We start from the raw sequence: 23,169 nt of genomic DNA on the forward strand, positions 1-23,169 counted from the left end.
TCCCTGTCACCAGTCACCTGCTATTCTTACCAGAATCAGCCGTTATGATTGGTGGTCCTGCTGTCACGACTACAAATTTATCAGGATCTAATAACTGACGGGCAGCTTGATTAACTTCCTCAGTGGTGACTTTTTGAATTTTTTGGACGAAATTACGTAATTCTGACTCGTTTAGTCCATAAAACTTGTTCAACAGAATTCTGTTATTTAACTGCTCTGGTTTTGACAAAGAAATATTATAACTACTAATTAATGTGCGTTTAGCAGTTTCTAGTTCTGCTGCCGTCACACCTTGTTGATGTATCTGTTCTAAAAGTTTACGGGTAGTGGCGATCGCCTGATTAGCATCTTCTGGGTTAGTTTGCATTTCAATCAAAAATGTGCCAACATTCTTTCCACCTTGGAAATTACTGTATATGTTATACGACAAACCCAGGCGATCGCGCACTTCCGCACCCAGTCTACTAGATAAGCTATCTCCACCCAAAATTTGATTTAACACCAATGCTTGATAAAATCTCGGATCTTGGCGTTTAATCCCCACATAACCCATATAAGTTACAGCTTGAGACTTACCAGGTAACACAGAATTAATCCGCACACCTTTATTTGTAACTACCACCTGGGGATACTCTACCACCGGTGCTTTCCCCTGCACACCCCAATCACTAAATTTAGCATCAATCAGCGATCGCACTTTTTCCACATCAAAATCACCCACTAATACCAAAACCATCCGATCTGGGCGATAATGTTTCTCTCTAAAAGCAATCACATCTTCTCCTTTGATATTACCGATACTTTCTTGAGTGGGGAAAATATGTAATGGGTGACTTTGCGGATACAGCGACTGAATAAACTTTCTATTCGCTACCTCATAAGGATCTTTTAAATCTGAATTGAGAACATTTAAAGCCTGTTGACGACTAACTTCTAACTCTTCCGCTGGAAATGTACTATTTCTGACAACATCCCCAATAGTTTCTATCAACACAGGTAAATCTTCCCGTAAACCCTGACTCTGAATACGCACACCTTCCCGTAAAGCCGTAAAATCTAAACTTGCACCTCTATCTTCCAAAGCTTTACTGATATTTGCAGCATCCTGAGTTTTAGTTCCACTCATTAAATTTTCTGCAACCAATGACGCTAACCCAGCTTTATCAGCTTGTTCAAATTCTTTACCAGCTTTGATATAACCACCTACCGTCACCGTGGGACTACTATGATCCGGTAATAATAACACCTGCAAACCATTGTCAAAAGTTAACCTTTGTGGTAGAGGCAGATTTTGAATTAAATTACTGCTATCTTCCTTGATATCTGGTAAATACTTACTCACCTCATCCGCAGTAAACTTTACGTCTTGAGTAAAACTTTCTTCCCCAGCAACGATAGATGAACTATGACTAACTTTGACATTTTCTTGAGGTTCAAAAAAACCAACTGCTGCTAATTCTGGTTTGAGATACCTATTAATCACATCTATCACATCCGCCGCTTTCACCTGACGAACTTTTTCTAAATACTTTTCTGTATATTTATAGTCACCGGCAACTAACTGATCATTAGCAAACTGCATTCCTTGACTGGTAATATCACGCTTATTTAAAACCACATTTGCTATCAATAGTTTTTTCGCACGTTCTACCTGTTCTGGTGTAATTCCCGTTTCCACAAGTTTAGCAATTGCAGACTTGACAGAATGATTCACTGTTTCTAAATCTTGATTCGCTGCAACATCCACAGATAAATCATACCAACCAATTTTACTCAAACCCACAACACGAGCAGAAATGCCAGTAGCTAAACCAGATTTTATTAAACTTTGATGTAAATAAGCATTTTTTCCCGCAGTTAAAACATAATCCATCACCCCCAAAACAGGTATATCTGGATGATGAAGATCAGGAACAGGATAAATCATTTGTAATATTTTACCCGCTCCCGGTTCTCGTAAAATAACGGGAGAACTAGGAATTTTCGGAGTTGGAGACTGGGTAAATTGGGGAGGTTGTTGACTTTTAGGAACTTGACCAAAAATTTCCTTAACTGTTTCTAGAGTTGATTTGGTTTGAAAATCTCCCACAATCACCAAAATAGCACGATCAGGATGATAAAACCGCTGGTAATATTCCCGCACCTGTTCAACCGTCAGTTTTTCCACATCCGCTGAAGTACCAGCAGTCGGTAAACCATAAGCACTATGAGGAAATACCGATTGCATCACAGCACGTTTGAGACGATATTTTTCACTATTTTCATAACCTTGTAATTCAGAAATTACCACCCGCTTCTCACTGCTTAATTGTTGGTTATCAATGAGCAGGTTTTTCATTCTATCTGCTTCTAGTTCTAGCAGTGCTTTGAGTTTATCCTTTTCCGCTGTGTGGTAATATGCTGTTTGCTCATAACTGGTAAACCCATTGTTATGACTACCTAAAGCACTAAATAGTTTAGCAAATTGAATAGGTCGGGATTTAGTACCTTTAAACATAATATGCTCCAACTGGTGAGCAATACCGTTAATTCCTGGAGTTTCATTAATAGAACCCACACCATACCAAACTTGCACACTTACCACAGGTGCGTTTTTCACTTCTTTAGTCAGGACAGTTAACCCATTGTCTAAAACAGTCTTTTGGACATTGTTGGTAATAGTGATATTATTTTTTGGCTTGCTTACGAATATTTGCGGATAATGTTCCCCATTTACTGTAATTAATTTTTGGCTACCAGAAAAGATAAATTTCAACAAAAAGACTGATATTACGGAAAATAGGCATAAAAATAGAAATAAACGATATCTGTGAAGGCTAGTAATTACAAACATATTATTTTTTATATACAGGTAAATAAAACTACATTTTTTTACCTATACATCTGTAGTTTTACTTTTCTGGAAAATTTTCTTAGTCATTGGTAATTGGGTTACTAATCTTCATTCCCTATTTCCTAAAAACCGGATAAACTCTAAAGGTAAACCATCAGAGTCAGCGATAAAAGTAACTTCCAGGATGCGATCGCCTATTTGTTGCTGAGTTGGTTCTAAAAGAATTTTGAGGGGTTGCAACTCAGAAACTAGAGAGATTCGCTCCTTTAAGTCAGATAACCAACTGTGTAAATCTGGTACAGTTTCGGTTAAATCAAAAGAAAGATGGTAGTAACCCACATAATGCTCATCTGCAAAAGCATCAGGTGCGGGTTGAGGCTGAGGAATTTGGATTAATTCAATCCGACTATCTAACCCTTCCATCCAGCAAGCTAAAGTATAGCCGGTAGTGAAGCGATCAGCAACAGTAAATCCTAACTGCTCATAGAAAGCGATCGCACAGTGGATATTAGCAGTCCGAATAGATGCGTGGTGCATAAAAGGGAGAGGGGGTAATGGGGTGATGGGAAAAGGTTTTTAGATAACTTTATTGTCACTGGTAAAGATAATTTTATAGTTTTGTGCCGGGTTATGGATACAGAATTTTCCTGATTGTTCTTTGACTAACATCACAATATAAGGAGGAGATATTAGAGTATCTACCCAGATTTCTGCCAATTCCCATGCAGTTTTTTGTTTTGATGTTTGTTGCAGCATTCTCAAAATTTAGAAGTTTAAGAAAGTACCTTAACCGTTTGCCATTTGTTGCACATCATTAATAAATCCTCTCACTGTTTCAGCATTGGGAGATTGAGTACGCTGCAATATCTTTAAAGACTGATGTAAATAGTCCAGTGCAGTCATAAAATCTCCTTTTTGATATGCTAACAACTACCCTAACATTGCCAAAGTCGCGGCTTTTCCTTGCACATCCCCAATGCTTTTATCAACTTCTAAAGACTGGTGAAAAAGGGCGATCGCTTTTCTACATCAACGATTGCATAAAATCATTCACTGCATCATATTGATCTGCCATTCGAGAATAAAACTCTAGTGACCGCAAATCCAATTCTGGTAATAATTCACTCTTACTTACTAAATCATATCCTGTAGAACGCAAACAATAAACCGAAATTACACCATCTTGCCAAAACCAAACCTCTGATACTCCGACTCGACGATAAATTTCTAGGGTTTCAATTCCACCACTGGTGACTATTACCTCAATTGCTAAATCTGGAACTGGTTTGCGTGTACCCAAACAATAAGACTCATCTGGTTCTTTGCGCGCGCCTAATTCTTTTGTTCCAATTGTCGTACTACCACGTCCATAAAAACGAATATTTTTCACCCGCATATAAATCTCTAAAAGCTGACCTAAAGTATTTTTAGGTTCTTCATGGGTATCAGATAAAGGAGGCATAATTTCTAAACACCCATCTAAATAAGTTAATTGCGCTCCGGTTTCTGCCAAATCTGCATCTAATTTTTCCAGAGTTTCCCATGTTAGATTTGATAGCAAAGCTCCAACTGGATTTATTTCAGCTTGAGAAATTGTGACAACCATCTGATTCACCTTTTGCGAGATCGCTATTTTTATAATATCCTAATTGCCTATAAACCCACGGACGGGGGTGATTAGGCGTTTACTACCAATATCCACTTTTTTGTTAAAAAATTAGAGGAGAGTTCTTAATTAAGTTAATGTAATTGTATTATAAATATCTAATGCCTTTTGCAGATTATTGATAATTTCCCTCACGCTTTGAGAATCGGGATATTGAAAATGCTGACGATAAAACTTTATATACTGATATAAGAAAATACTGATTTATGACCAGACAACCCCACGACCAACTAGCCAAAGAATATCTAGAAGAATTATTAGCACCTCTAGGAGAGGTCAAAACCAGTAAAGATGTAAAAAGCGAAGTTCAGGAAATAGATGTTTGGTTTGTTCCGACAACAAAATCTATAAATTCAGAATTAGGATTATTAGGAAAAATGGCGGTTACAAGTTGTCTTTTTGAACCTTACCGTAATGCACCTAATGAGATAGAAATTAGAAGTTGTTTGTTAAAATTATATAGCGTTCAGGGTGAATTATTACGACAATCAAAAAGAGAAAAAAGTTATATTTCTGAGGAAGAATTACCCTTTCTATGGATTTTAACACCAACTTGTTCAGAAAAAATCCTGGAAGGTTTTGGAGCGAAAGCAAAGGAGGGATGGGAAAAAGGAGTGTATTTTCTGCCAAAATACCAGAAAGCGGTTATTGTTGCTATCAATCAGTTATCCGTGACAGAGGATACACTATGGTTGAGAGTATTAGGAAAAGGTAGAATTCAAACGGAAGCTATCAGCAAAGTTGTTGAACTTTCACAAGAGGATGATAAATGGGATAGATTAGTAGAAATATTTGCATCTTGGCGGAAAAATTTAGAATTGAATAGTAATGTCAATGATGAAGAAGTAAGGGAGTTAATTATGAGTTTATCACCAGCATATCTAAAACAACGGGAAGAATGGAAACAAGAGGGAATAGAAGAAGGAAGACAGGAAGGACAAAAAGACGGACAACGTTTGATGGTAGAGAGTTTGTTAGCAGTGCGTTTTGGTAATTTAGATGAGGAGTTATCTACTATTATCAGTCAGTTGATGGAACTTTCTTTAACGGAAAGAACTCAGTTATTACTTAATTTATCTAATCTTTCCCGTGAGGAATTATTAGCTAGGTTTAAAGTTGATTGAACTCAGGTTTTATTTGAAACTTCAATTAGTCAAAAGTTTTAGGTTAAGTTAAGGGACAGCGCAACCCAACCAAACTATTAAAATGTTGGGTTTCGTTACCTCAACCCAACCTACAACTAATTAATAGAAGGTTGATGTAAATTTAAACCTTTAATAAAGCGAAAATCTTTCACATTCAAGGTATATAAATCAATCTGATGTACTAATGATGTTGCAGCAATTAGAGCATCAGGAATACTTAATTTATGACTTAGAGAGTAATTTTCCATTAATGCAATAAACTGAGTAGATATCATGACATCAATGGGGAAAATATGGAGTAGCTTTAAATGATTTTTAATTTTTTTTTAACTCCACATTATTGATAGCACCATAGTATAATTCAGCTTGAGTAATAGAACTAATGGCTAATTGATTGATACCCAGAAAACTTAGTTCAGAGATCACCTGAGAATTGTTTTTATAAAATTCTATGATGATATTGGTATCACATAAAATCATTTATTTTCTGTTCTCCATGCTTGTTGACGAATAGATTCAGTGGTAATATTTCTATTTTCCCACATTCCAGCTAAGGCAAAAAAATCTTGTTGATTATCAGCTATATTTGTGTTATCTTCTACGACTTCTACAGAATTGACAAAATCTAAAGCCGAAATAATTTTTAATAGCATTTCTGCTTTTTCTTTATCCGCCACTTGAATGATTAATTGTTGCATATTCGTTGTAGTTGTTTAAATATATATATTGTTTATAAATTATACCACTATTTTTATTTTATGGATAGAAATTACCTTAACTCTTTGCCATTTGTTGCACATCATTAATAATTCCTCTCACTGTCTCAGCATCGGGAGATTGAATACGCTGTAATATCTCTAAAGACTGCTGTAAATAGTCCAGTGCAGTGACAAAATCTCCTTTTTGATATGCTAATAAATGTCCCAACATAGCCAATGTCGTGGCTTTTCCTTGCACATTGCCTGTGCTTTCATCAATTTCTAAAACCTGTTGGTAGAGGGCGATCGCTTCTTCTATTTTCCCTGTGTTGGCGTAGATTATAGCTAAACAGTGCAAAGTAGCGGCTTTTCCTTGCACATTGCCTGTGCTTTCATCAATTTCTAAAACCTGTTGGTAGAGGGCGATCGCTTCCTCTATTTTTCCCATCTTGACGTAAATACGTCCTAATTCGTGCAAAGTCGCGGCTTTACCTTGGACATATCCAATACGTTCAGTGATTTCTAAAGACTGGTGAAAGAGGATAATCGCTTCCTCTATTTTTTCCGTATCCGCGTAGATCGTAGCTAAACAGTGCAAAGTCGCGGCTTTACCTTGGATATCCCCAATGCTTTCTTTGATTTCTAAAGACTGGTGGAAGAGGATGATCGCTTCCTCTATTTTTCCCGTATTGGTGTAGATGTAACCTAAATTGTGCAAAGTCACGGCTTTACCTTGGACATTGCCAATGCTCTCTTTGATTTTTAAGGACTGGTGGTAGAGAGCGATCGCTTCCTCTATTTTTCCCGTGTCCGCGTAGACACCAGCTAATTCGTGCAAAGTTGCGGCTTGACCTTGGACATTGCCAATGCTTTCATTGATTTCTAAAGACTGGTGGTAGAGAGCGATCGCTTCCTCTATTTTTCCTGTGTTAGCGTAGATGTAACCTAAACAGTGCAAAGTCGCGGCTTGACCTTGGATATCCCCAATGCTTTCATTGATTTCTAAAGACTGGTGGTAGAGAGCGATCGCTTCCTCTATTTTTCCCGTCTTGACGTAGATACGACCTAATTCGTGCAAAGTCGCGGCTTTACTTTGGATATCCCCAATGCTTTCAGTTATTTCTAAAGACTGGTGGTAGAGGGCGATCGCTTCCTCTATTTTTCCTGTTTTGGCGTAGATAAGGGCTAATTGGTGTAAAGTCGCGGCTTTACTTTGGATATCCCCAATGCTTTCTTTGATTTTTAAGGACTGGTGGTAAAGGGTAATCGCTTCCTCTATTTTTCCCGTATCCGCGTAGATGATAGCTAAGTTGTGAATAATTGTCGCTTTTTCTGTTTCCTCTGTTGCTGGACAGAGTTCTAATGCTTGTTGATAATGTTGGTGTGCTTGTTCAATTTCTCCAAGTTCTTTTTCAGAACGAGCTAGTTGATGCAAAATGCGATAGTCTTCAACTGTGTTTAAGGTGGATTTGCACAGATGCAAAGCTTCACGAAAACGACTTTTCTTCTTCCAATTACCTGCCAACGCTGATCCAACTATTGAAGCAATTTCCCCTTGTTTCCCCAATAACGCTAACCGATGAATTTCTAACCTTTCTTCCTCTGTCGAAGTTTCTGCTTCTTCCCACCACAGACGATACAACACCTCAGCCGCTTGTTGATACAAGGTTTCTATATTCGTGGGTAACTGCAAAGGCAAAATTCTCGGTACTCGCAACGACTCATCAGGACTAACTTCCAACAATCCCAAAGCCACCGACCGATTGATATAATTTTCCAAATTGGGGATACCTGCACAAACTGCGGTTAAAGCTTCTCTAGGTACTGGTAACTCAAACACCAAACCCAGCGTCAACATTTCCTGCATTATCTTATCCATTTGTTCCAGCAAGGCTTCAGCTAAAACCTGTTCTCGCAACTCCACCGCATCAACTTCCAACCGATTGAGAATTGCCACCACATCAACACTCTTATCCCCCCTCATCGCTTGCGGGGAGGGGGCTAGGGGGTGGGGTGATGCTTGCAAAATCTTATTCAACCATTCCAGCAACCGGGGATTACCATCAGCTAATCTCTTAGCTTGAGATTTCAAATTCTCATCTACCTGAGATTTTGCCCCAAAAGCCACAAGACGACTACACTTTTTTCTTAAATCTGCCCCCCGCATTCCTTCCAATGGTTGTTTATGGAAATACCGCAATTGGCTAAATTCAAATTCATAACGACAGGTGAGAATTAAGCGATGGTTGGTGTATGTTTCCCGAATTGCCCAAACTAAAGCTGTTAAAACCTCTACCGCTGATGTTTTCAGAACAAAGCTATCCTGACGAGGTTCTAAATTCACCTCAAAATCATCCAACACCAACAAAAACGGCTTTTCTCCAGCGTCCCACAACTGCTGAAATACCCGCTTGAATCTAAATCTCAATTCCTCATCAGGATTTTGTATCTGTTGGCGTTGTTCGTTATCATCCAACTTATCCACCAACCGACTAACTAAACTCGGTTCATCAATTCTTCCCACCCAAACTACACGCTGGAAATTCGGCAGTCGGTCACATAGTCTAGCTGCTACACTACTTTTACCTAAACCACCCATGCCATAAATTAATACCCCTATTTCTTCCGTTGATTGAGTCAACGTCCTTAAACAACTTTGCAACTGACGACGACGACCGACAAAACTCTCACGGGTGGGGACTTTTACCTTACCCGCACCATCTAAAAATTCCGTAGTCACAGATGGTGGTGGTGCTGGTTTCCTTCCCCTAGTCCGCAACGGTGTCACCAATTCTCCTGGTAAACTATCTGCTGCATATAATCGCAATAAATGCCAATCCCGCGCTTTGTTTTTGATTAATGTTTGATAGGTACTGGCAACCGCTTCGGTGATTTGTTTTCCTGCGGCTAATTCTCCATATAATGTCGCTGCTGCTTCTGTTGCATCAGATTCTAAAACTTTTTGTCCCCATCCCAAAACGGCTTTTGCACCTGCTTTTAGTAATTCTTCCGCCATTGAAGGTACAGAACCAGAATTATCATCAACACTTCCAGCTTGTCCAGTGCGACAACCAGAAAGGAAAATCAATTTGGGGATGCGGAATTGTAGTGCTTCTTTAATATCTTCTGCACTAGCATAATAAGCCGCACCTGTTTCGGTTTCGGTAATAAATTCCGGTTGTCCGTTGGTAATTGTGGCATGACCGGTAATATGGAAAATATCAAAATAATCTTCACCGTAATCATCCACCAAATAACCCAACTCAGATAAACAACCGCTTTCTTCCACTGTCAAAGCTAAAGGTTGTCTTCCCGTCGCTGTTAAAATTCGTGCTTCTTCGGCTTCATAATCTAATACAGGTTCTACTCCTTGGGGGGAAGTAGCCATAAATAAGACTTGCAAAGCGCGGTTTTCTGGGTTTTTCTCCACAGACAATGTTTTTACAGAGTCCGATGATACCCAGCGTACAGGAATAATTGATTTTTGTACCAGAAAGCTTTTTCCATCGTGCAGAACTTCCCAAGGTAAATGGGCGAGTTTTTCTGCTGTAGCAATGGCTAAAATGATACCTTGGCGTTGATATTGGTTGATGAGTTTTTGTAACCATCTGTCGCTCCCATCCAACCAGTCATAGAGTCGTTTTCCGGTAACTGCGTAATCTTCCGCAAAGGAGGAAACGTAATAATCTCGTTCCGCTATTTGGATTAAATCACTAATTTGACTGAGGGGGAGTTTACGGGTTTGGTAATGGTTGGGATTATCAGTAAAATAGCGTAACTCGGCGTAATCATCGGTAGTTAATTTAAGTTTGATATGGAGAGTTATCATAGGGGTGGAAAAATAAGAGTTTGTTTATTTATACGCAGTTTTGAGATTAATTCCGTATTTTCATGTTGAGGAATTTTGCCAGGGAAAATAAGCCAGAAAATAAGCCAGGGAATAAATTCCCTGTCTGAAAGCTAAAGTCGGTTAAAACCGACTGGGTGATAGTGATAGTAAATTTTTGGCGTTGCTGAATTTAAAGATAGGAAATTGAAACATTATCAAAATTAAACTCTCATTCTTTGCGCCTTTGCGTGAAAAAAATCTTCCCATCAACAAAAGTGATTTAAGAATCTAAAATTTGGCAAATTTGCTCAATTGTGGCATTTTCTAACAGCAGTCGTCTACCATTGCGGCCGACAATCAGAACTTTAGCAATCTTTTTACCTGACTGCTTTTGTTTATACTCTTGATACCATTTGCGAATTTGTTCAGCTATAGCCAGAGTTCCACCCACCAGACCAACTATAGTAGCAACAGTAGTAATGACTGCCTCTTTTTTCACATCTTCTGAATCTACGGTATAGTTACCAATTATACCTTCAATTGCCAAAAGTTCCTCTGTAGCTGTGATCGCATCCTCACCTTCAATAGCAAATTTAATTTCTGTCATAATTTCATCTACAATTGATCTATTAATAGTTGTTTATAACAAAACCAAAATCATAATAACACTTATTTGCTAATCAATATCCAGCGATAAATATACCCACTTCTATCTCACCCAAAATGCAAATTACCCAAAGTCTCCACACGGCTATTCTCATCACCAACTTAGAACAATCAGAACACTTTTATGGCACAATATTAGGACTATCAAAAATTGACCGCACCCTCAAATATCCCGGTGCATGGTATCAACTTGGTAATTATCAAATACATTTAATAGTTTCCTCATCTGTCCCCACCGAAAACCAAAACGAAAAATGGGGACGTAACCCACACATTGCTTTTTCAGTTGTAGACTTAGAAACAGCAAAAACAGAATTACAAAATCAAAATTATCCCTTTCAAGCTAGTGCTTCCGGTCGTGCTGCCATCTTCACCAAAGACCCAGATGGCAATATCATTGAACTCAGTCAGCAATAAAATCTTTCTGAAGATAGAGTCAAGAATATGAGGTTAATAATTTAGCATAGTTAATATAATTACTGAGAAAATTTTACATCATTACATGAAAATATGACACACTTATTCACAAGAATTACCTCTACTGTTTTAACAACAGTCGCTCTCACCATAGCCGCATCTACAAATCTAAATTCACAAGTAACAGCCCAAAATACTGGCTTTGCTACAGAAATTCTCAATGCACACAATAAATATCGCAAAGAAGTTAATGTTCCTGCCCTAAAATGGTCTAATACCTTAGCAAATAATGCTCAACAATGGGCAAATAACCTAGCTGCCAAAGGTGGAAATTTACAACATAGTCAAAATACTGGCCAGGGTGAAAACCTCTGGGGTGGTACTGCTGGTGCTTATAGTTATACACAAATGGTTGATAGTTGGGGTAGTGAAAAACGGTATTTTGTGAATGGGACTTTTCCTAATGTCAGTTCTACCGGTAACTGGTATGATGTTGGTCACTATACCCAAATGATTTGGCGGAATACTACATCCGTGGGTTGTGGTGTTGCCCGTGGTAGTGGTAAAGATATTTTAGTTTGTCGTTATAGTCCTCCAGGCAACTATCAAGGACAAAAAGTGTATTAATTGAGTAAATGAAAATCATTGCTTACAGTTACACAAATCCCCTGTTAGAAACATCTCCCAATCAAAATATTTGGGGTTGGGAGATAGATCAAATTTATCAAGATTTAGGAAAGAGAACACAGTTACAACAATTAATTAATGATTGCAAAAAACAACCTGCCAATTATTTACTAATTCGTCGTTTAGAAGAATTGGGAGATAATTTAGAACAGGTAAATAATTACCTTAACCAATTAGAAGCAATGGGGGTAATAGTCATTGCAACAGAACAAGAATATACTTCTGAATCTGCAAAATTTCGGGTTGAATTATTAAATTTACTGCAAGAAGTTCAGCGTCAACAACGTAGTCGCAGCATCCGTCAAGGACACGCAAAAAGTCGTTTAGAAGCCTCACCACCACCGGGTAAAGTTCCCTATGGCTACCGCAGAAGTAAAGGAAAATATCTAATTGATAGAAGTATTTCGCCGATAGTTAAAGATTTTTTTGATAACTTTTTACTTTATGGTTCTTTGCGTGGTGCTGTGCGTTTTTTAGCTAAAAAATATAATAAAAAAATTTCTGTGACTACCGGAAAACGTTGGTTAATAAATCCCGTTTATCGTGGTGATACAGCCTATCAAAATGGGGAAATTATTTCTAATACTCATACAGGTATTATTTCTAAGGAAGAAGCAGCACAAATAGATAGGCTTTTACGTCGCAATAGTCGTTTACCCTCTCGAACTGCCAGCGCACCTCATTCTTTAGCTGGTTTGGTTTTTTGTAGTCAATGTCAATCTCGAATGAATGTTACTCGTGTAACTCAACGTTATCAAAATCAGGAATATTTATATTTACGAAATCCTCAATGTCCCCAAAATCCTAAATGTCGTGCTATTCCCTATCCAGATATTTTAGAAAAAACCATAGAAATTATTTGTCGAGATTTACCTGTAGCAGTATCAGGAATAAATTTTCCGCAGTTGGATACAATAAAAAATAGTCTCAATGATAAAATTACCAAGCAACAAAGTATTCTGGAACAATTACCAAATTTAATAGAAACTGGGGTTTTAGATGCAGAAACAGCAAAGTTAAGGTCTTATAAACTCCGTACAGAAATTTCTCAATTGCAAGCTAAGTTAGCTATTCTTCCGCCTGTTAATTTGCGTTCTGTAGCTGAAGCTGTTTCTATTCCCCAGTTTTGGTTAGATTTATCAGAAGTAGAACGGCGTTTTTATCTACGAGAATTTATCCGTCAAATAGATATTATACGCGAGGGTAAAGAGTGGATTTTACAGGTAATTTTTATTTTTTAGTCATTACTAATTACCTAATTTTTACCTGATTTACCTGCATTTTTAACATTCATAACTTTACTGAGTAGATCATACCAAAAAGGCGCTCCCATTGCAATAGCCACTCCACTTACTATCCAACCAGCAAACATTGTCAACAAACTCACAATAGGCACACTATATATTTTAAAATTATTCCAACCCATTTGTTCTTTTAAGTTGTCATTTGTCCAACCAATTGGTAAGTTAAGATCCTGTAAAATTTCCTGGGTATTGATATTTTGGATATCCGCAGCATTAGGTTGTCTTTCTATTGTTTGTTCTGCTTTATAAACAATTGCTTCTCGTAATACAGTATCCTTTGATAAACGATCAATAATATGGAATGTATCTGCATTAGCACCGAAAGCTAAAGCAATACCAATTAAAATAGCGACTCCTTTGGCATTTCTTTTGTAAACTCCACCAGCACGCTGCATAGAACTATCAAAACAGGTCTCAATTTCCTGACGTAAAATTTTAATTCCTTCTTCTGTACTTTTCGCCTTATATTTTGCTTGTTTAGCTATACTGACAATGTTGGTTCTAATTACTGGTGGTAAACCATCCACCACTTCTTTAATAGTTTGATATGTTGTATCTTCTGTATTACTTATGGATGTTTCTAGACCACCATATACAGCACTTCCTGTTTCCATAATACACATAATTTCGTTAATATTGGGTTTGAGACTACCAATAATAATGGCTTCTTCCACACTAGGAAAAATGTGTTTATGGAAGGCTGATAACCGTTTACACGTTTCTCTTAAAACGGGATTTTCATTTTCTAGGTTGGCTTGAAAATTGTTGATATACTTATCCATGCTATCTTTCATCCGGCCAACGCTGGTATCTATGTCAAATTTGTTATTTTTAAAATCAACAACAATGATGTCATATTCTAATTGTAAGGTTTCAAAATCATCCTTGATATCTTGAGTAATATCATCTGGTAATGCCCCAGCTTTAATTTGCTTTAATGATCTAGTTAAAATTACTCTGATTTCTTGTAAATGTTTATTTTTAAATGTATCAAGTCTGGATTCTGTAACATTATGGATTATGGTCGGTAATTTTAGTTCTTCAATCAGACTTGTTGCAAAAGTATCGGCAGCTATATAAGATGGTCCACTATGTCCATGACCAAACATTTGTTCTTTTGGTGATGATTTAGCCGATGATTTAGCCATTGATGTTCCTATCTTATTACTAATTCTCGCCACCATCCAAGTAAATTTTCTGGGTAAAGTTGCCAAAAATCCCTTTGCTTCTTGGTTGATACTTTTAATTAAAGGATTACTGTAAATGTTGTTGACTAATTTAATTACTTCTGGTTTGTCTGAGTCATATAAATTACCGGATAAAAAGATTTCAATGGATTTTTTTAAATGTCCAGCCCGCCACTGGAGGACTGTAGCGATTAGTTCTTGAATTTCTGATGCTAATAAACTTAAAATTAGGTAAATAAAAATTAACCCCAAAGCTACATCTAAAATAAAAGGTAGGCGCATTGACAGACTCCTTGATGATAGTTAATTTACTCATGTTTGTATTATTTATATCATTTAACTTGGATAATACTTGTTAAATTGTTTAAAAAATAACTAAGAAAAATGTTTTTCAAAAAATTATCATTATTCAGAGAAAACTGAGGTAATTTGGGATCTAGCCATTGCCTGTGAAAATAGTTTGTGGCAGTGTGGCAACATTGGAGATTCACTCTGGTCTCTATGGAATTTAACCAGTGAGTAAAATGATGAGCATACAATATGCAAGAAGGAAGCTATATTTGGAGTCGTCTGGAAAGACAACATCACCCAGTTGATAAGTGGATTGATGGTATATGGCTGATAGTTTTACTATTGGCGGCTATGTTACTGTTTAATATCAATTTGGGGGGAATGCCTCTCAAAGACTGGGATGAGGGCATTGTGGCGCAGGTAGCTAAAGAAATTTGGAGCGCACCAGCAGGTTCTCTGGGTTGGCTTTACCCGACTTTGGGTGGTGAACCATACCAAAATCAGCCCCCTTTAATGCACTGGTTAGTGGCTTGGGCTTATGCCTGGGGTGGTGTAAATGAGTGGACGACTCGCCTCCCTGGGGCTATGGTTACGGCTTTTTCTGTACCTTTGTTATATTGCATTGCTAGGGAATTATTTCGCCTCCGTTGGGCAGCTATTTATAGTGCCTTAATTTATCTGACCATGCTACCTGTGGTGCGTCATGGCAGATTAGCAGTAGTAGACGGGGTAACAGTAACATTGTTAATGATCATGATGTTATGTGTTTTGCGATCGCGTCGAGATTTGCGTTACTGTCTGGGCATAGGTATTAGTTTTGGATTAGTTTGTCTAACTAAAGGTGTATTAGGTGTTTTTCTAGGGGTTATTGCTGTAGTTTTTCTGTTTTGGGATACACCAAGATTACTAGCTAGTTCCTATTTATGGATAGGAGTTTTCATCGGCATATTACCGACTTTAGGTTGGTATCTTGCCCAATTTTTACGTTATGGTTATACTTCTCAAATTGAGTTAGGTAATCAATTATTAAATCAAATTAATACTGTTGCTCATGGTCAACCTCAACCACCATGGTATTATTTGATGGAAATTCTCAAGTCTACATGGCCTTGGCTAATCTTTTTCCCGCAAACTTTGCGCTTCACCTGGGAAAATCGGAATCTTAGCTGGGCAAAATTGATTATAGTTTGGACTGGTGTCTATTTACTGCTGATTTCTTTAGTTAATATCAAATTACCTTGGTATTTATTCCCCATTTATCCTAGTTTTGCCTTGGCGTTTGGTTTTTATATCACCCAGATAGAAAATGTCCGTCTTTTTTCATCCTATCCCCGTACTTGGGTGACAGGTTTTGCAATTTTGGCTGTTGTAGCTTCTGCGGGGAGCATTTATTTTAGTTTGGGGAGCATAGGTAATACAGATTTACAAATAATTTTTGCCGCAGTAGCTTTAACTATGACTTTAGCCGCAATTTTGGCAGAACGAGGTGATAGACAATTTTTAAAGATTTTGGTTTGGGGAAGTTATGTTTCTCTGTTTTTGTTGATGAAATCAAATTATTGGGTTTGGGAACCAGAACAAGCTTATGCTGTTAAACCAGTGGCAGCAATGATAGCCAGTGCTAACCCTACCGCAGAGAAAATTTACACGTCTTTTCCCTACCATCGTTCATCTTTGAATTTTTACAGCGATCGCACCATTATTCCTGTTTCTGACCGAGACTTAAAATATTATTGGCAGTCTGAGCAAAAACCCTATCTTCTAGTTGATACTTCTACTTTAGATACTCTCAACCTCGAATCTTTTCAAGTAGTTGATCAAGTCGCAGGTTGGCAATTAATAACGAAGGGAATAGGCAATAAATAAGCTCTTGGGGGTTTCCCCCATCAGCACTTGCTTATGCTTATAAAAACTAAAACTAACTAATCATAGATATAAAAGTAAGTAAGTTGGTGCGAAAAAACCAAGGTATGTTACAAAATGTAAAATTGTCTAAAAACCTCTTCCCTCCTGCCTTGCCATAACGATAAATATTCGTGCTTACCTACTTAAATATCTATTGCTATTAACCGTTACATTTTTGTGAGGGATGGTAGCTTTTTGTGGTTGCTGCCATAAATCATGACTATTTACCTATTACCATTTGGTGGCAAAATCTTTATACTAACTTTATAATTTTTAAAACTGTCCTGTCAGAAATTATTACACCCATTAATGAAAATTCTGTCAGTTTTTTTAGAAGAAAAAGTAATTTGAAATCAATAAATAGCTGAATTTTCAGAAATATTCTCCGCTATTTATATACATTGCTAATTAATTGCCAATTACAGGCTGTCTAAGTGCAAATACTACCCAAATGGAGCATAATTCATGGTTTTTGACCAAAAAAAATTCCAAAAACTGGTGAAAAAATCAACTCCTAAAGTTTCTAAACCAGTCATAAACAGTCATAGATTATTGATGTTTCCTATAGTGCTAATAGCGCTACTAACAGCCAGTTGTGGTTCATTACCAAAAGAATCAGCCGAAGCACAATCTAGAAGACCTGGTGGCAGAAATCCGGGTAATAGTGTAACTGCTGTAGACGTAGCGATCGCTCGTACCAAAGCATTAACAAACCCAGCAGATTACATCGGTAACACCACACCATTTCGGACTGTTTCCGTGCGATCGCAAGTAGAAGGAAGATTAATCGCCTTAAACCTAGACATCGGTGATACCGTCAAACGAGGACAAGTCATCAGTCAGTTAGATGATGTGTTATTACAAACATCACTACAACAAGCAGAAGCGGAAAAAGCCACAAGTCAATCGGAAGTAGCCAGAGCAAAAACCCAAGTTAGCAACGCTCAAGCAGAAGTAGAAAAAGCCAGACTAGAACTACTGCAAGCACAATCAGACTCCCAAAGACAGCAAAAACTCTTCAAAGAAGGAGCAATCTCCGAACAAACCGCCCAACAAGCCAAAACCACAGCCCAAACCAGCCAAAAAGCTCTACAAGCAACCATCGAACGAGTTAGAACCGAAAAACAAGCTGTAGAGGCAGCCCAAGGAAGAGTCTTTGCTCAACAAGCAATAGTTAAAGCAGCAAAAGAACGACTTTCCTACTCCCGTTTAATCTCCCCCATCACTGGAGTAGTCGCAGAAAAAATCACAGAACCTGGTAATCTCCTACAACCAGGAAACGAAGTCATCAAAATTGCTGACTTGAGCAGAATTAAAGTTATTGTTCAAGTTTCCGAATTAGAACTAGGCAAAATTCAAGTAGGGCAATCTGTACAAGTGCGTTTAGATGCCTTCCCAGATCAAAACATCATTGGGAGAGTAGCGCGTATTTCTCCCACAGCAGATCCTATAGCCCGTTTAATACCCGTAGAAGTAGTCATTCCCAACAGTGGGGGAAAAATTGGTAGTGGACTACTAGCAAGAGTCAACTTTACTACCGAAACACCAGAGCGAGTAGTGGTATCAGAGGCAGCAATTAACAGTAAAGCCAGAGAAACCCAAACAGAAATGAACACTGGCAAAATCTTTATAGTTCAAGAACAGGGTGGTAAAACCACAGTGCAAGAACGGTCTGTAACATTAGGGAAAAAAGCTGATGATAAAGTTGAAATCCTCTCAGGGTTACAACCAGGAGAACGTTATATTGTCCGTAGTAGTAAATCATTAAAAGACGGTGAAACTGTCAAATTATCAATTTTGTCAGAAAAGAAAGTTGACAGTAAATAAACACAGATCAAGAAGGATTAAAATAATTGACTTGAAGATTTTTGAGTATTAAAAATGCAAACAAAAAACAACGGATTTAGTATTAGCAACATTTCAATTCGTCAGCATATTGGTACTTTAATGCTGACCTTGGCTGTAATTGTCATTGGTGTATTTTTCATTATTCGTTTACCTGTAGATTTACTACCATCAATTACCTATCCCCGGATTGGGTTGCGAATAGAAGCACCAGGAATTTCCCCAGAAGTAGCAGTTGATGAAATCACCAAACAATTAGAAGAATCTTTTTCAGCCACAGAAGGAGTAATTCAAGTTTTTTCCCAAACCCGTGAAGGCAGAATTAGTTTAGATTTGTACTTTCAACCAGGAGGAGATATTGATCAAGCCTTAAATGATGCTACAGCAACCTTAAACCGAGCCAGAAACAGATTACCAGATACTATCGAAGAACCACGGTTATTCAAATTTGATCCTTCTCAATTACCGGTTTATGAATTTGCTATCACTTCACCTAGTTTAAAAGATGTTGATTTACGAGTTTTTGCCGAAGAAGAATTAGCTCGTGAATTAAATGTTGTCCCAGGAGTTGCCGTGGTAGATGTATCAGGAGGAGTACAAGAAGAAGTTAGAGTCAATATTGATTTAGATCGTCTCCAATCCCTGGGAGTTGGTTTAACTGATGTCTTAAACGAACTACAAGCGCGCAACCAAGATATATCCGGTGGTAGACTTTTAGGTGCAAATTCTGAACCATTAACCAGGACAGTTGGACGGTTCAAAAATGCCCAAGAAATTAATGATATTTCCTTTGAAGTTTCCACTCCTAATTCTAATATCAAAAACCGTGTTTATTTACGTGACTTTGCTCAAGTCATTGATGGTTCAGAACAACAAAGAGTATATGTTTTATTGAATGGTGAACAAGCCGTAAAAGTTAGTATTCAAAAACAGCCAGATGCTAATACTGTCAGCGTTGTAGATGCAGTTAAGAAACGTTTGCAGGAACTACAACAAGCTGGAGTAATTCCTGCCGCATCAATTCTGACTCCTACCTTAGATGAATCAATATTTATTCGCAATTCCCTAGCGAATGTTACTACTTCTGGTTTAATTGGTTCTGGTTTAGCAGCAATAGCAGTTTTATTGTTTCTCGGTTCTATTCGCCAAACTTTAATTATCGTTCTAGCCATTCCCTTAGCATCATTAACAGCTATTATTCTCATGGGATTTTTTGGCTTATCCCTAAATATTTTTAGCTTAGGTGGTTTAGCTTTGGGTGTAGGAATAGTAGTTGATAATTCCATCGTCATGCTAGAAAATATTGCCGAGGGAATTAATAGAAAAAAACGACAAAATCAGTCATCAAAACTATCAACATCAATAGTTATTGAACAAGCAGCAGAAAGTAGTCAGGAAGTTGAATCAGCATTACTAGCTTCCACAAGTACAAACTTGGTAGCAGTATTACCATTTTTGCTAATTGGTGGTTTTATTTCCCTAATATTTAACGAATTAATTCTCACCATTAGTTTTTCAGTAGCAGCATCAATTTTAATTGCCGTTACCGTTGTTCCTACGCTGACATCACGGCTATTAGCTTTACCAATTTCCAGTTCATTAAATGACACCTGGTTTTTTCGGGCATTTAACCGTCGTTTCGATGCAGCCACTAAATTATACAGCAACTTTTTATCAGGAATATTAAGTTGGCGGTTATTAACAATTGTAATTGCGATCGCCTTTTTTGGTGGTGGTAGTTGGTGGATATCCCCTCAACTGACCCAAGAAATTTTGCCCCAAATAAATACTGGACAAGTTAGTTTATTTGCACAATTCCCTCCAGGAACACCCTTAGAAACAAACCAAAAAGTTATGCAGGTTGTAGATAAAATCCTGCTGCAACAACCAGAAACAGAATATGCCTTTTCTACCATTGGTGGCTTTTTATTTGGTAGTAATAGTACAGCCAATTCCTTGCGGAGTTCTAGCACCATTACCCTGAAACCAAACACAGACATAGATGCTTTTGTTGAGCGTGTCACTCAGGAATTTAATCAACTCAACCTAGTAGATATTCGTCTACGTTTAAGTCCTGGAAGAGTCAGGGGTTTAATTCTTAGTAACTCACCCATCCGGGGTGCTGATGTGGACATCATGTTACAAGGGAATGACACTAATACTTTAGAACAAGCAGGACAGGATTTATTAGCAACTTTAGACGAGAAAGTTACCTCACTCAGATTTCGTCCTGATGCTGATCCGCGTCAACCAGAAATACAAATTTTACCTGACTGGGAAAGGGTCGCAAATTTAGGTTTAAATACCAAAGAAATCGGTGATACGATTCAAACAGCAATTACGGGAAGTGTACCCACCCAAATCCAAAGAAATAATCGTTTAGTAGATGTCAGAGTTGAATTAAATGATGCTTCAGTACAAACAGTCTCCCAACTAGAAAGATTACCTTTATTTGTAGAAGGAAATCAACAAGTTCGTTTAAGTGATGTGGCAAAAATTGCTGAAGGTAAAGCACCAGGAGAAATTCAACGTATTAACCAGCGACAAGTATATCTAATTGCTGGTAGTTTAGCTGAGGGAGCAAGTTTAAGTCAGGCCTTTGCAGAAGTTAATCAAGTCCTGGAAGATGTGGACTTTCCTGAAGGTGTGAGTCTTTTACCTAGTACCACAGCAGCATCAAATCAACAAATCCAAAAATCTCTCCAAACATTGGGGGGTTTAGCGATATTTTTAGTATTTGTAGTCATGGCAGTACAATACAATTCATTGGTTGATCCGCTAGTGATTATATTTACTATTCCCCTAGCTTTAGCCGGCGGTATTTTTGGTCTTTACATCACAGAAACTGCTGTTGGTGCAACTGTCATTGTTGGCGCTGTTTTATTGGTAGGTATTGTAGTTAATAACGCTATTATTATGGTGGAATTAGCTAATCAAATTCGGGAAAAAGAAAAAGTTGACCGTCGTACCGCTATTTTGAAAGCAGCACCTCAGCGTTTGCGTCCTATTCTAATGACAACAATTACTACAGTCTTAGGGATGTTTCCCCTAGCTTTAGGTATTGGAGAAGGTTCAGAACTTTTACAACCTTTAGGTGTTGTGGTATTTTCCGGTTTGTCTTTAGCAACATTACTAACTCTCTTTATTATCCCCTGCTTTTATACTCTCCTCCATGATGTTGTTGGTGGGAATTGGGCAAAACCTGTAGTGATTAGATTACGTATTTGGAAGAAAAATTTCACAAAGGCATAATTATAATGCCTAATAGAGTAAACGTAATTAGGAACATTGAAAAAATAGATATAAAATCTTTTTTCTTGTTCCTAAATTATTGGCAAGCTAAATTATTCCTAATTGAATAAATCGTGATAAATTGATAAAACTTCCCTATTTACACGAGCAACATTTAATTCTGCTAAATTTTCCTGAGCGTTATATTTCCATTTTTGTAAAATATCTGAATTACTCAATAAATCTTTTAATGCTTCAGCTAAAGCTTGACTATTGTGACTAGGAACTAAAACCCCAGCTTTGCCATAATCTAAAGCTTCTGGAATGCCATCTACCTGGGTAGCAACAATAGCAGCACCAGCTTCCCTCGCTTCAGAAATTACCAAAGGACATGGATCACGGTGAGAAGCAAGGACGAAAATATCACAACCTAAAAGATATTGTTGTGGTTCTGGTTGAAACCCTTCAAAGTGAATTCGATCAGCGACAGAAGTTGATTTTGCTTGTTCTATAAATAGCTCTTTATCAGGACCATTTCCTACTAAATAAAGATGTGCTGTGGGAAATTCTCCAGCAATTTTTTCAAAGGCAGTGATTAACTCAGTAACTCCTTTTCGTTTATACATTCCTGCTACAGTGGCGATCGCTGGATGTTCTAATTTTAAGGGTTGATAATCAGTAATATTTCTAGTGCGTGGACTTCCTAATGTTCCATTTCTGACCACACATAATTTATTCTCTGGTATACCACGTTCTATCATTGAATTTTTCACAGCTTCACTAACTGCAATTACCCTATCTGCCAAACCCATCAATACACTAGCTCGTTGGAATTCATTATGTACAGTAGAAATTACCTTATATTTGTTCTTGATTTTTAGTGTACGTGCTAAAACTATTCCCGTCATCATGTGAGCATGAACAATATCTGGTTGGAATTCTTGGATAATCTTTCGATAATTTATCGCTGCCTTAATGATATTAATGAACTGGCGTTCTTGGTTTAATCTGTAGTGTTTAACACCAAATTTACTGAGTAATTGTTCATATTCACCACCAGATGAAATTACTGCAACATCATAACCAGATTTAGACTGTAAACAAGCTAGATCAACAGACACATTCACGATACCATTACCTATTTCCTGAATATGATTCAGTATGTGTATAATTCGCATCTTTTGTTAAAAATATTTTTTTGCAATCAGTTGTTCAATGTAGAAATAAAAACAGAAAAACCAAAATAGTATATTTAATATCTAATAAATTCAGATTTTTATAGCTTGTCGCTATATTAGTGATTCCAAATCTGTAATTTTTATGTTATCCAATATACTTTTGATTCTGTTATCAAAGTTTATTCCATATTACTCTTCCATACTTTTTAAATTCTCAACAGTCAGATTTTCGCTCAAGTTTAGATGATATGAAAATCTTTATTTTATTTCTGAAGAAATATATTTCA

Annotated in this window: 18 protein-coding genes; 7 read left to right on the forward strand and 11 right to left on the reverse strand. The window is 37.4% G+C overall.

Annotation, left to right across the window (positions count from 1 at the left end):
• Positions 1 to 13 precede the first annotated feature (13 nt).
• The 4 genes from WJM97_RS09480 to WJM97_RS09495 all read right to left on the reverse strand — a co-directional run bounded on the left by WJM97_RS09480 (position 14) and on the right by WJM97_RS09495 (position 4,439).
• A complete protein-coding gene (locus WJM97_RS09480; RefSeq protein WP_353932789.1) occupies positions 14 to 2,833 on the reverse strand; it encodes a pitrilysin family protein in 2,820 nt (939 codons plus the stop codon).
• A 108-nt stretch (positions 2,834 to 2,941) separates the two neighbouring features.
• On the reverse strand, positions 2,942 to 3,370 hold the full coding sequence (locus WJM97_RS09485; RefSeq protein ID WP_353932790.1) for a VOC family protein: 429 nt from the start codon (positions 3,368 to 3,370) through the stop codon (positions 2,942 to 2,944).
• A gap of 39 nt (positions 3,371 to 3,409) precedes the next feature.
• A complete protein-coding gene (locus WJM97_RS09490; RefSeq protein WP_353932791.1) occupies positions 3,410 to 3,589 on the reverse strand; it encodes a hypothetical protein in 180 nt (59 codons plus the stop codon).
• Between the two features lie 268 nt (positions 3,590 to 3,857).
• Positions 3,858 to 4,439 carry a Uma2 family endonuclease gene (locus tag WJM97_RS09495; protein ID WP_353932792.1) on the reverse strand — a complete coding sequence of 194 codons (582 nt, stop codon included), beginning with the start codon at positions 4,437 to 4,439 and terminating at the stop codon, positions 3,858 to 3,860.
• 266 nt (positions 4,440 to 4,705) lie between these two features.
• On the opposite strand from WJM97_RS09495, the gene WJM97_RS09500 reads away from it, so the two are divergent.
• Positions 4,706 to 5,623 carry a hypothetical protein gene (locus tag WJM97_RS09500; RefSeq protein WP_353932793.1) on the forward strand — a complete coding sequence of 306 codons (918 nt, stop codon included), beginning with the start codon at positions 4,706 to 4,708 and terminating at the stop codon, positions 5,621 to 5,623.
• Positions 5,624 to 5,739: 116 nt separating this feature from the next.
• On the opposite strand, the gene WJM97_RS09505 is transcribed toward WJM97_RS09500, so the two are convergent.
• The 5 genes from WJM97_RS09505 to WJM97_RS09525 form a co-directional block, all read right to left on the reverse strand.
• Entirely contained in the window at positions 5,740 to 5,919 is a 180-nt protein-coding gene (locus WJM97_RS09505; protein ID WP_353932794.1) for a hypothetical protein, read from the reverse strand.
• Positions 5,920 to 5,959: 40 nt separating this feature from the next.
• On the reverse strand, positions 5,960 to 6,124 hold the full coding sequence (locus WJM97_RS09510) for a PIN domain-containing protein (protein ID WP_353932795.1): 165 nt from the start codon (positions 6,122 to 6,124) through the stop codon (positions 5,960 to 5,962).
• Positions 6,121 to 6,342, reverse strand: coding sequence for a hypothetical protein (locus WJM97_RS09515; RefSeq protein WP_353932796.1), 222 nt, complete (start codon positions 6,340 to 6,342; stop codon positions 6,121 to 6,123). Before WJM97_RS09515 ends, WJM97_RS09510 begins: the two co-directional genes overlap by 4 nt.
• A gap of 76 nt (positions 6,343 to 6,418) precedes the next feature.
• Complete coding sequence (locus tag WJM97_RS09520) at positions 6,419 to 10,171, reverse strand: tetratricopeptide repeat protein (protein ID WP_353932797.1); 3,753 nt, start codon at positions 10,169 to 10,171, stop codon at positions 6,419 to 6,421.
• 280 nt (positions 10,172 to 10,451) lie between these two features.
• The gene (locus WJM97_RS09525) at positions 10,452 to 10,778 is read right to left on the reverse strand and encodes a hypothetical protein (RefSeq protein WP_353932798.1); all 327 of its coding nucleotides are present in this window, start codon (positions 10,776 to 10,778) and stop codon (positions 10,452 to 10,454) included.
• A 116-nt stretch (positions 10,779 to 10,894) separates the two neighbouring features.
• Between WJM97_RS09525 and WJM97_RS09530 the strand changes: the two genes are divergently transcribed.
• The 3 genes from WJM97_RS09530 to WJM97_RS09540 all read left to right on the forward strand — a co-directional run bounded on the left by WJM97_RS09530 (position 10,895) and on the right by WJM97_RS09540 (position 13,182).
• The gene (locus WJM97_RS09530) at positions 10,895 to 11,254 is read left to right on the forward strand and encodes a VOC family protein (RefSeq protein ID WP_353932799.1); all 360 of its coding nucleotides are present in this window, start codon (positions 10,895 to 10,897) and stop codon (positions 11,252 to 11,254) included.
• Between the two features lie 93 nt (positions 11,255 to 11,347).
• Positions 11,348 to 11,881, forward strand: a complete 534-nt coding sequence (locus tag WJM97_RS09535) for a CAP family protein (RefSeq protein WP_353932800.1) — start codon at positions 11,348 to 11,350, stop codon at positions 11,879 to 11,881.
• An 8-nt stretch (positions 11,882 to 11,889) separates the two neighbouring features.
• Positions 11,890 to 13,182 (forward strand): recombinase family protein, encoded by a 1,293-nt coding sequence (locus tag WJM97_RS09540; protein ID WP_353932801.1) that lies wholly within the window; start codon positions 11,890 to 11,892, stop codon positions 13,180 to 13,182.
• A gap of 14 nt (positions 13,183 to 13,196) precedes the next feature.
• Here the strand turns inward: WJM97_RS09540 and WJM97_RS09545 are convergent, their stop codons facing one another.
• The gene (locus tag WJM97_RS09545) at positions 13,197 to 14,714 is read right to left on the reverse strand and encodes a hypothetical protein (RefSeq protein WP_353932802.1); all 1,518 of its coding nucleotides are present in this window, start codon (positions 14,712 to 14,714) and stop codon (positions 13,197 to 13,199) included.
• A 258-nt stretch (positions 14,715 to 14,972) separates the two neighbouring features.
• On the opposite strand from WJM97_RS09545, the gene WJM97_RS09550 reads away from it, so the two are divergent.
• The 3 genes from WJM97_RS09550 to WJM97_RS09560 all read left to right on the forward strand — a co-directional run bounded on the left by WJM97_RS09550 (position 14,973) and on the right by WJM97_RS09560 (position 21,725).
• Positions 14,973 to 16,589 (forward strand): glycosyltransferase family 39 protein, encoded by a 1,617-nt coding sequence (locus WJM97_RS09550; RefSeq protein WP_353932803.1) that lies wholly within the window; start codon positions 14,973 to 14,975, stop codon positions 16,587 to 16,589.
• A 504-nt stretch (positions 16,590 to 17,093) separates the two neighbouring features.
• Entirely contained in the window at positions 17,094 to 18,455 is a 1,362-nt protein-coding gene (locus WJM97_RS09555) for an efflux RND transporter periplasmic adaptor subunit (protein ID WP_353932804.1), read from the forward strand.
• A gap of 54 nt (positions 18,456 to 18,509) precedes the next feature.
• Entirely contained in the window at positions 18,510 to 21,725 is a 3,216-nt protein-coding gene (locus WJM97_RS09560) for an efflux RND transporter permease subunit (RefSeq protein ID WP_353932805.1), read from the forward strand.
• Positions 21,726 to 21,823: 98 nt separating this feature from the next.
• Here the strand turns inward: WJM97_RS09560 and WJM97_RS09565 are convergent, their stop codons facing one another.
• Positions 21,824 to 22,882: a glycosyltransferase family 4 protein gene (locus tag WJM97_RS09565; RefSeq protein WP_353932806.1), complete on the reverse strand. Its 1,059-nt coding sequence runs from the start codon at positions 22,880 to 22,882 to the stop codon at positions 21,824 to 21,826.
• Positions 22,883 to 23,169 lie beyond the last annotated feature (287 nt).

Source organism: Okeanomitos corallinicola TIOX110 (assembly GCF_038050375.1).
Classification (GTDB): Bacteria; Cyanobacteriota; Cyanobacteriia; order Cyanobacteriales; family Nostocaceae; genus Okeanomitos; species Okeanomitos corallinicola.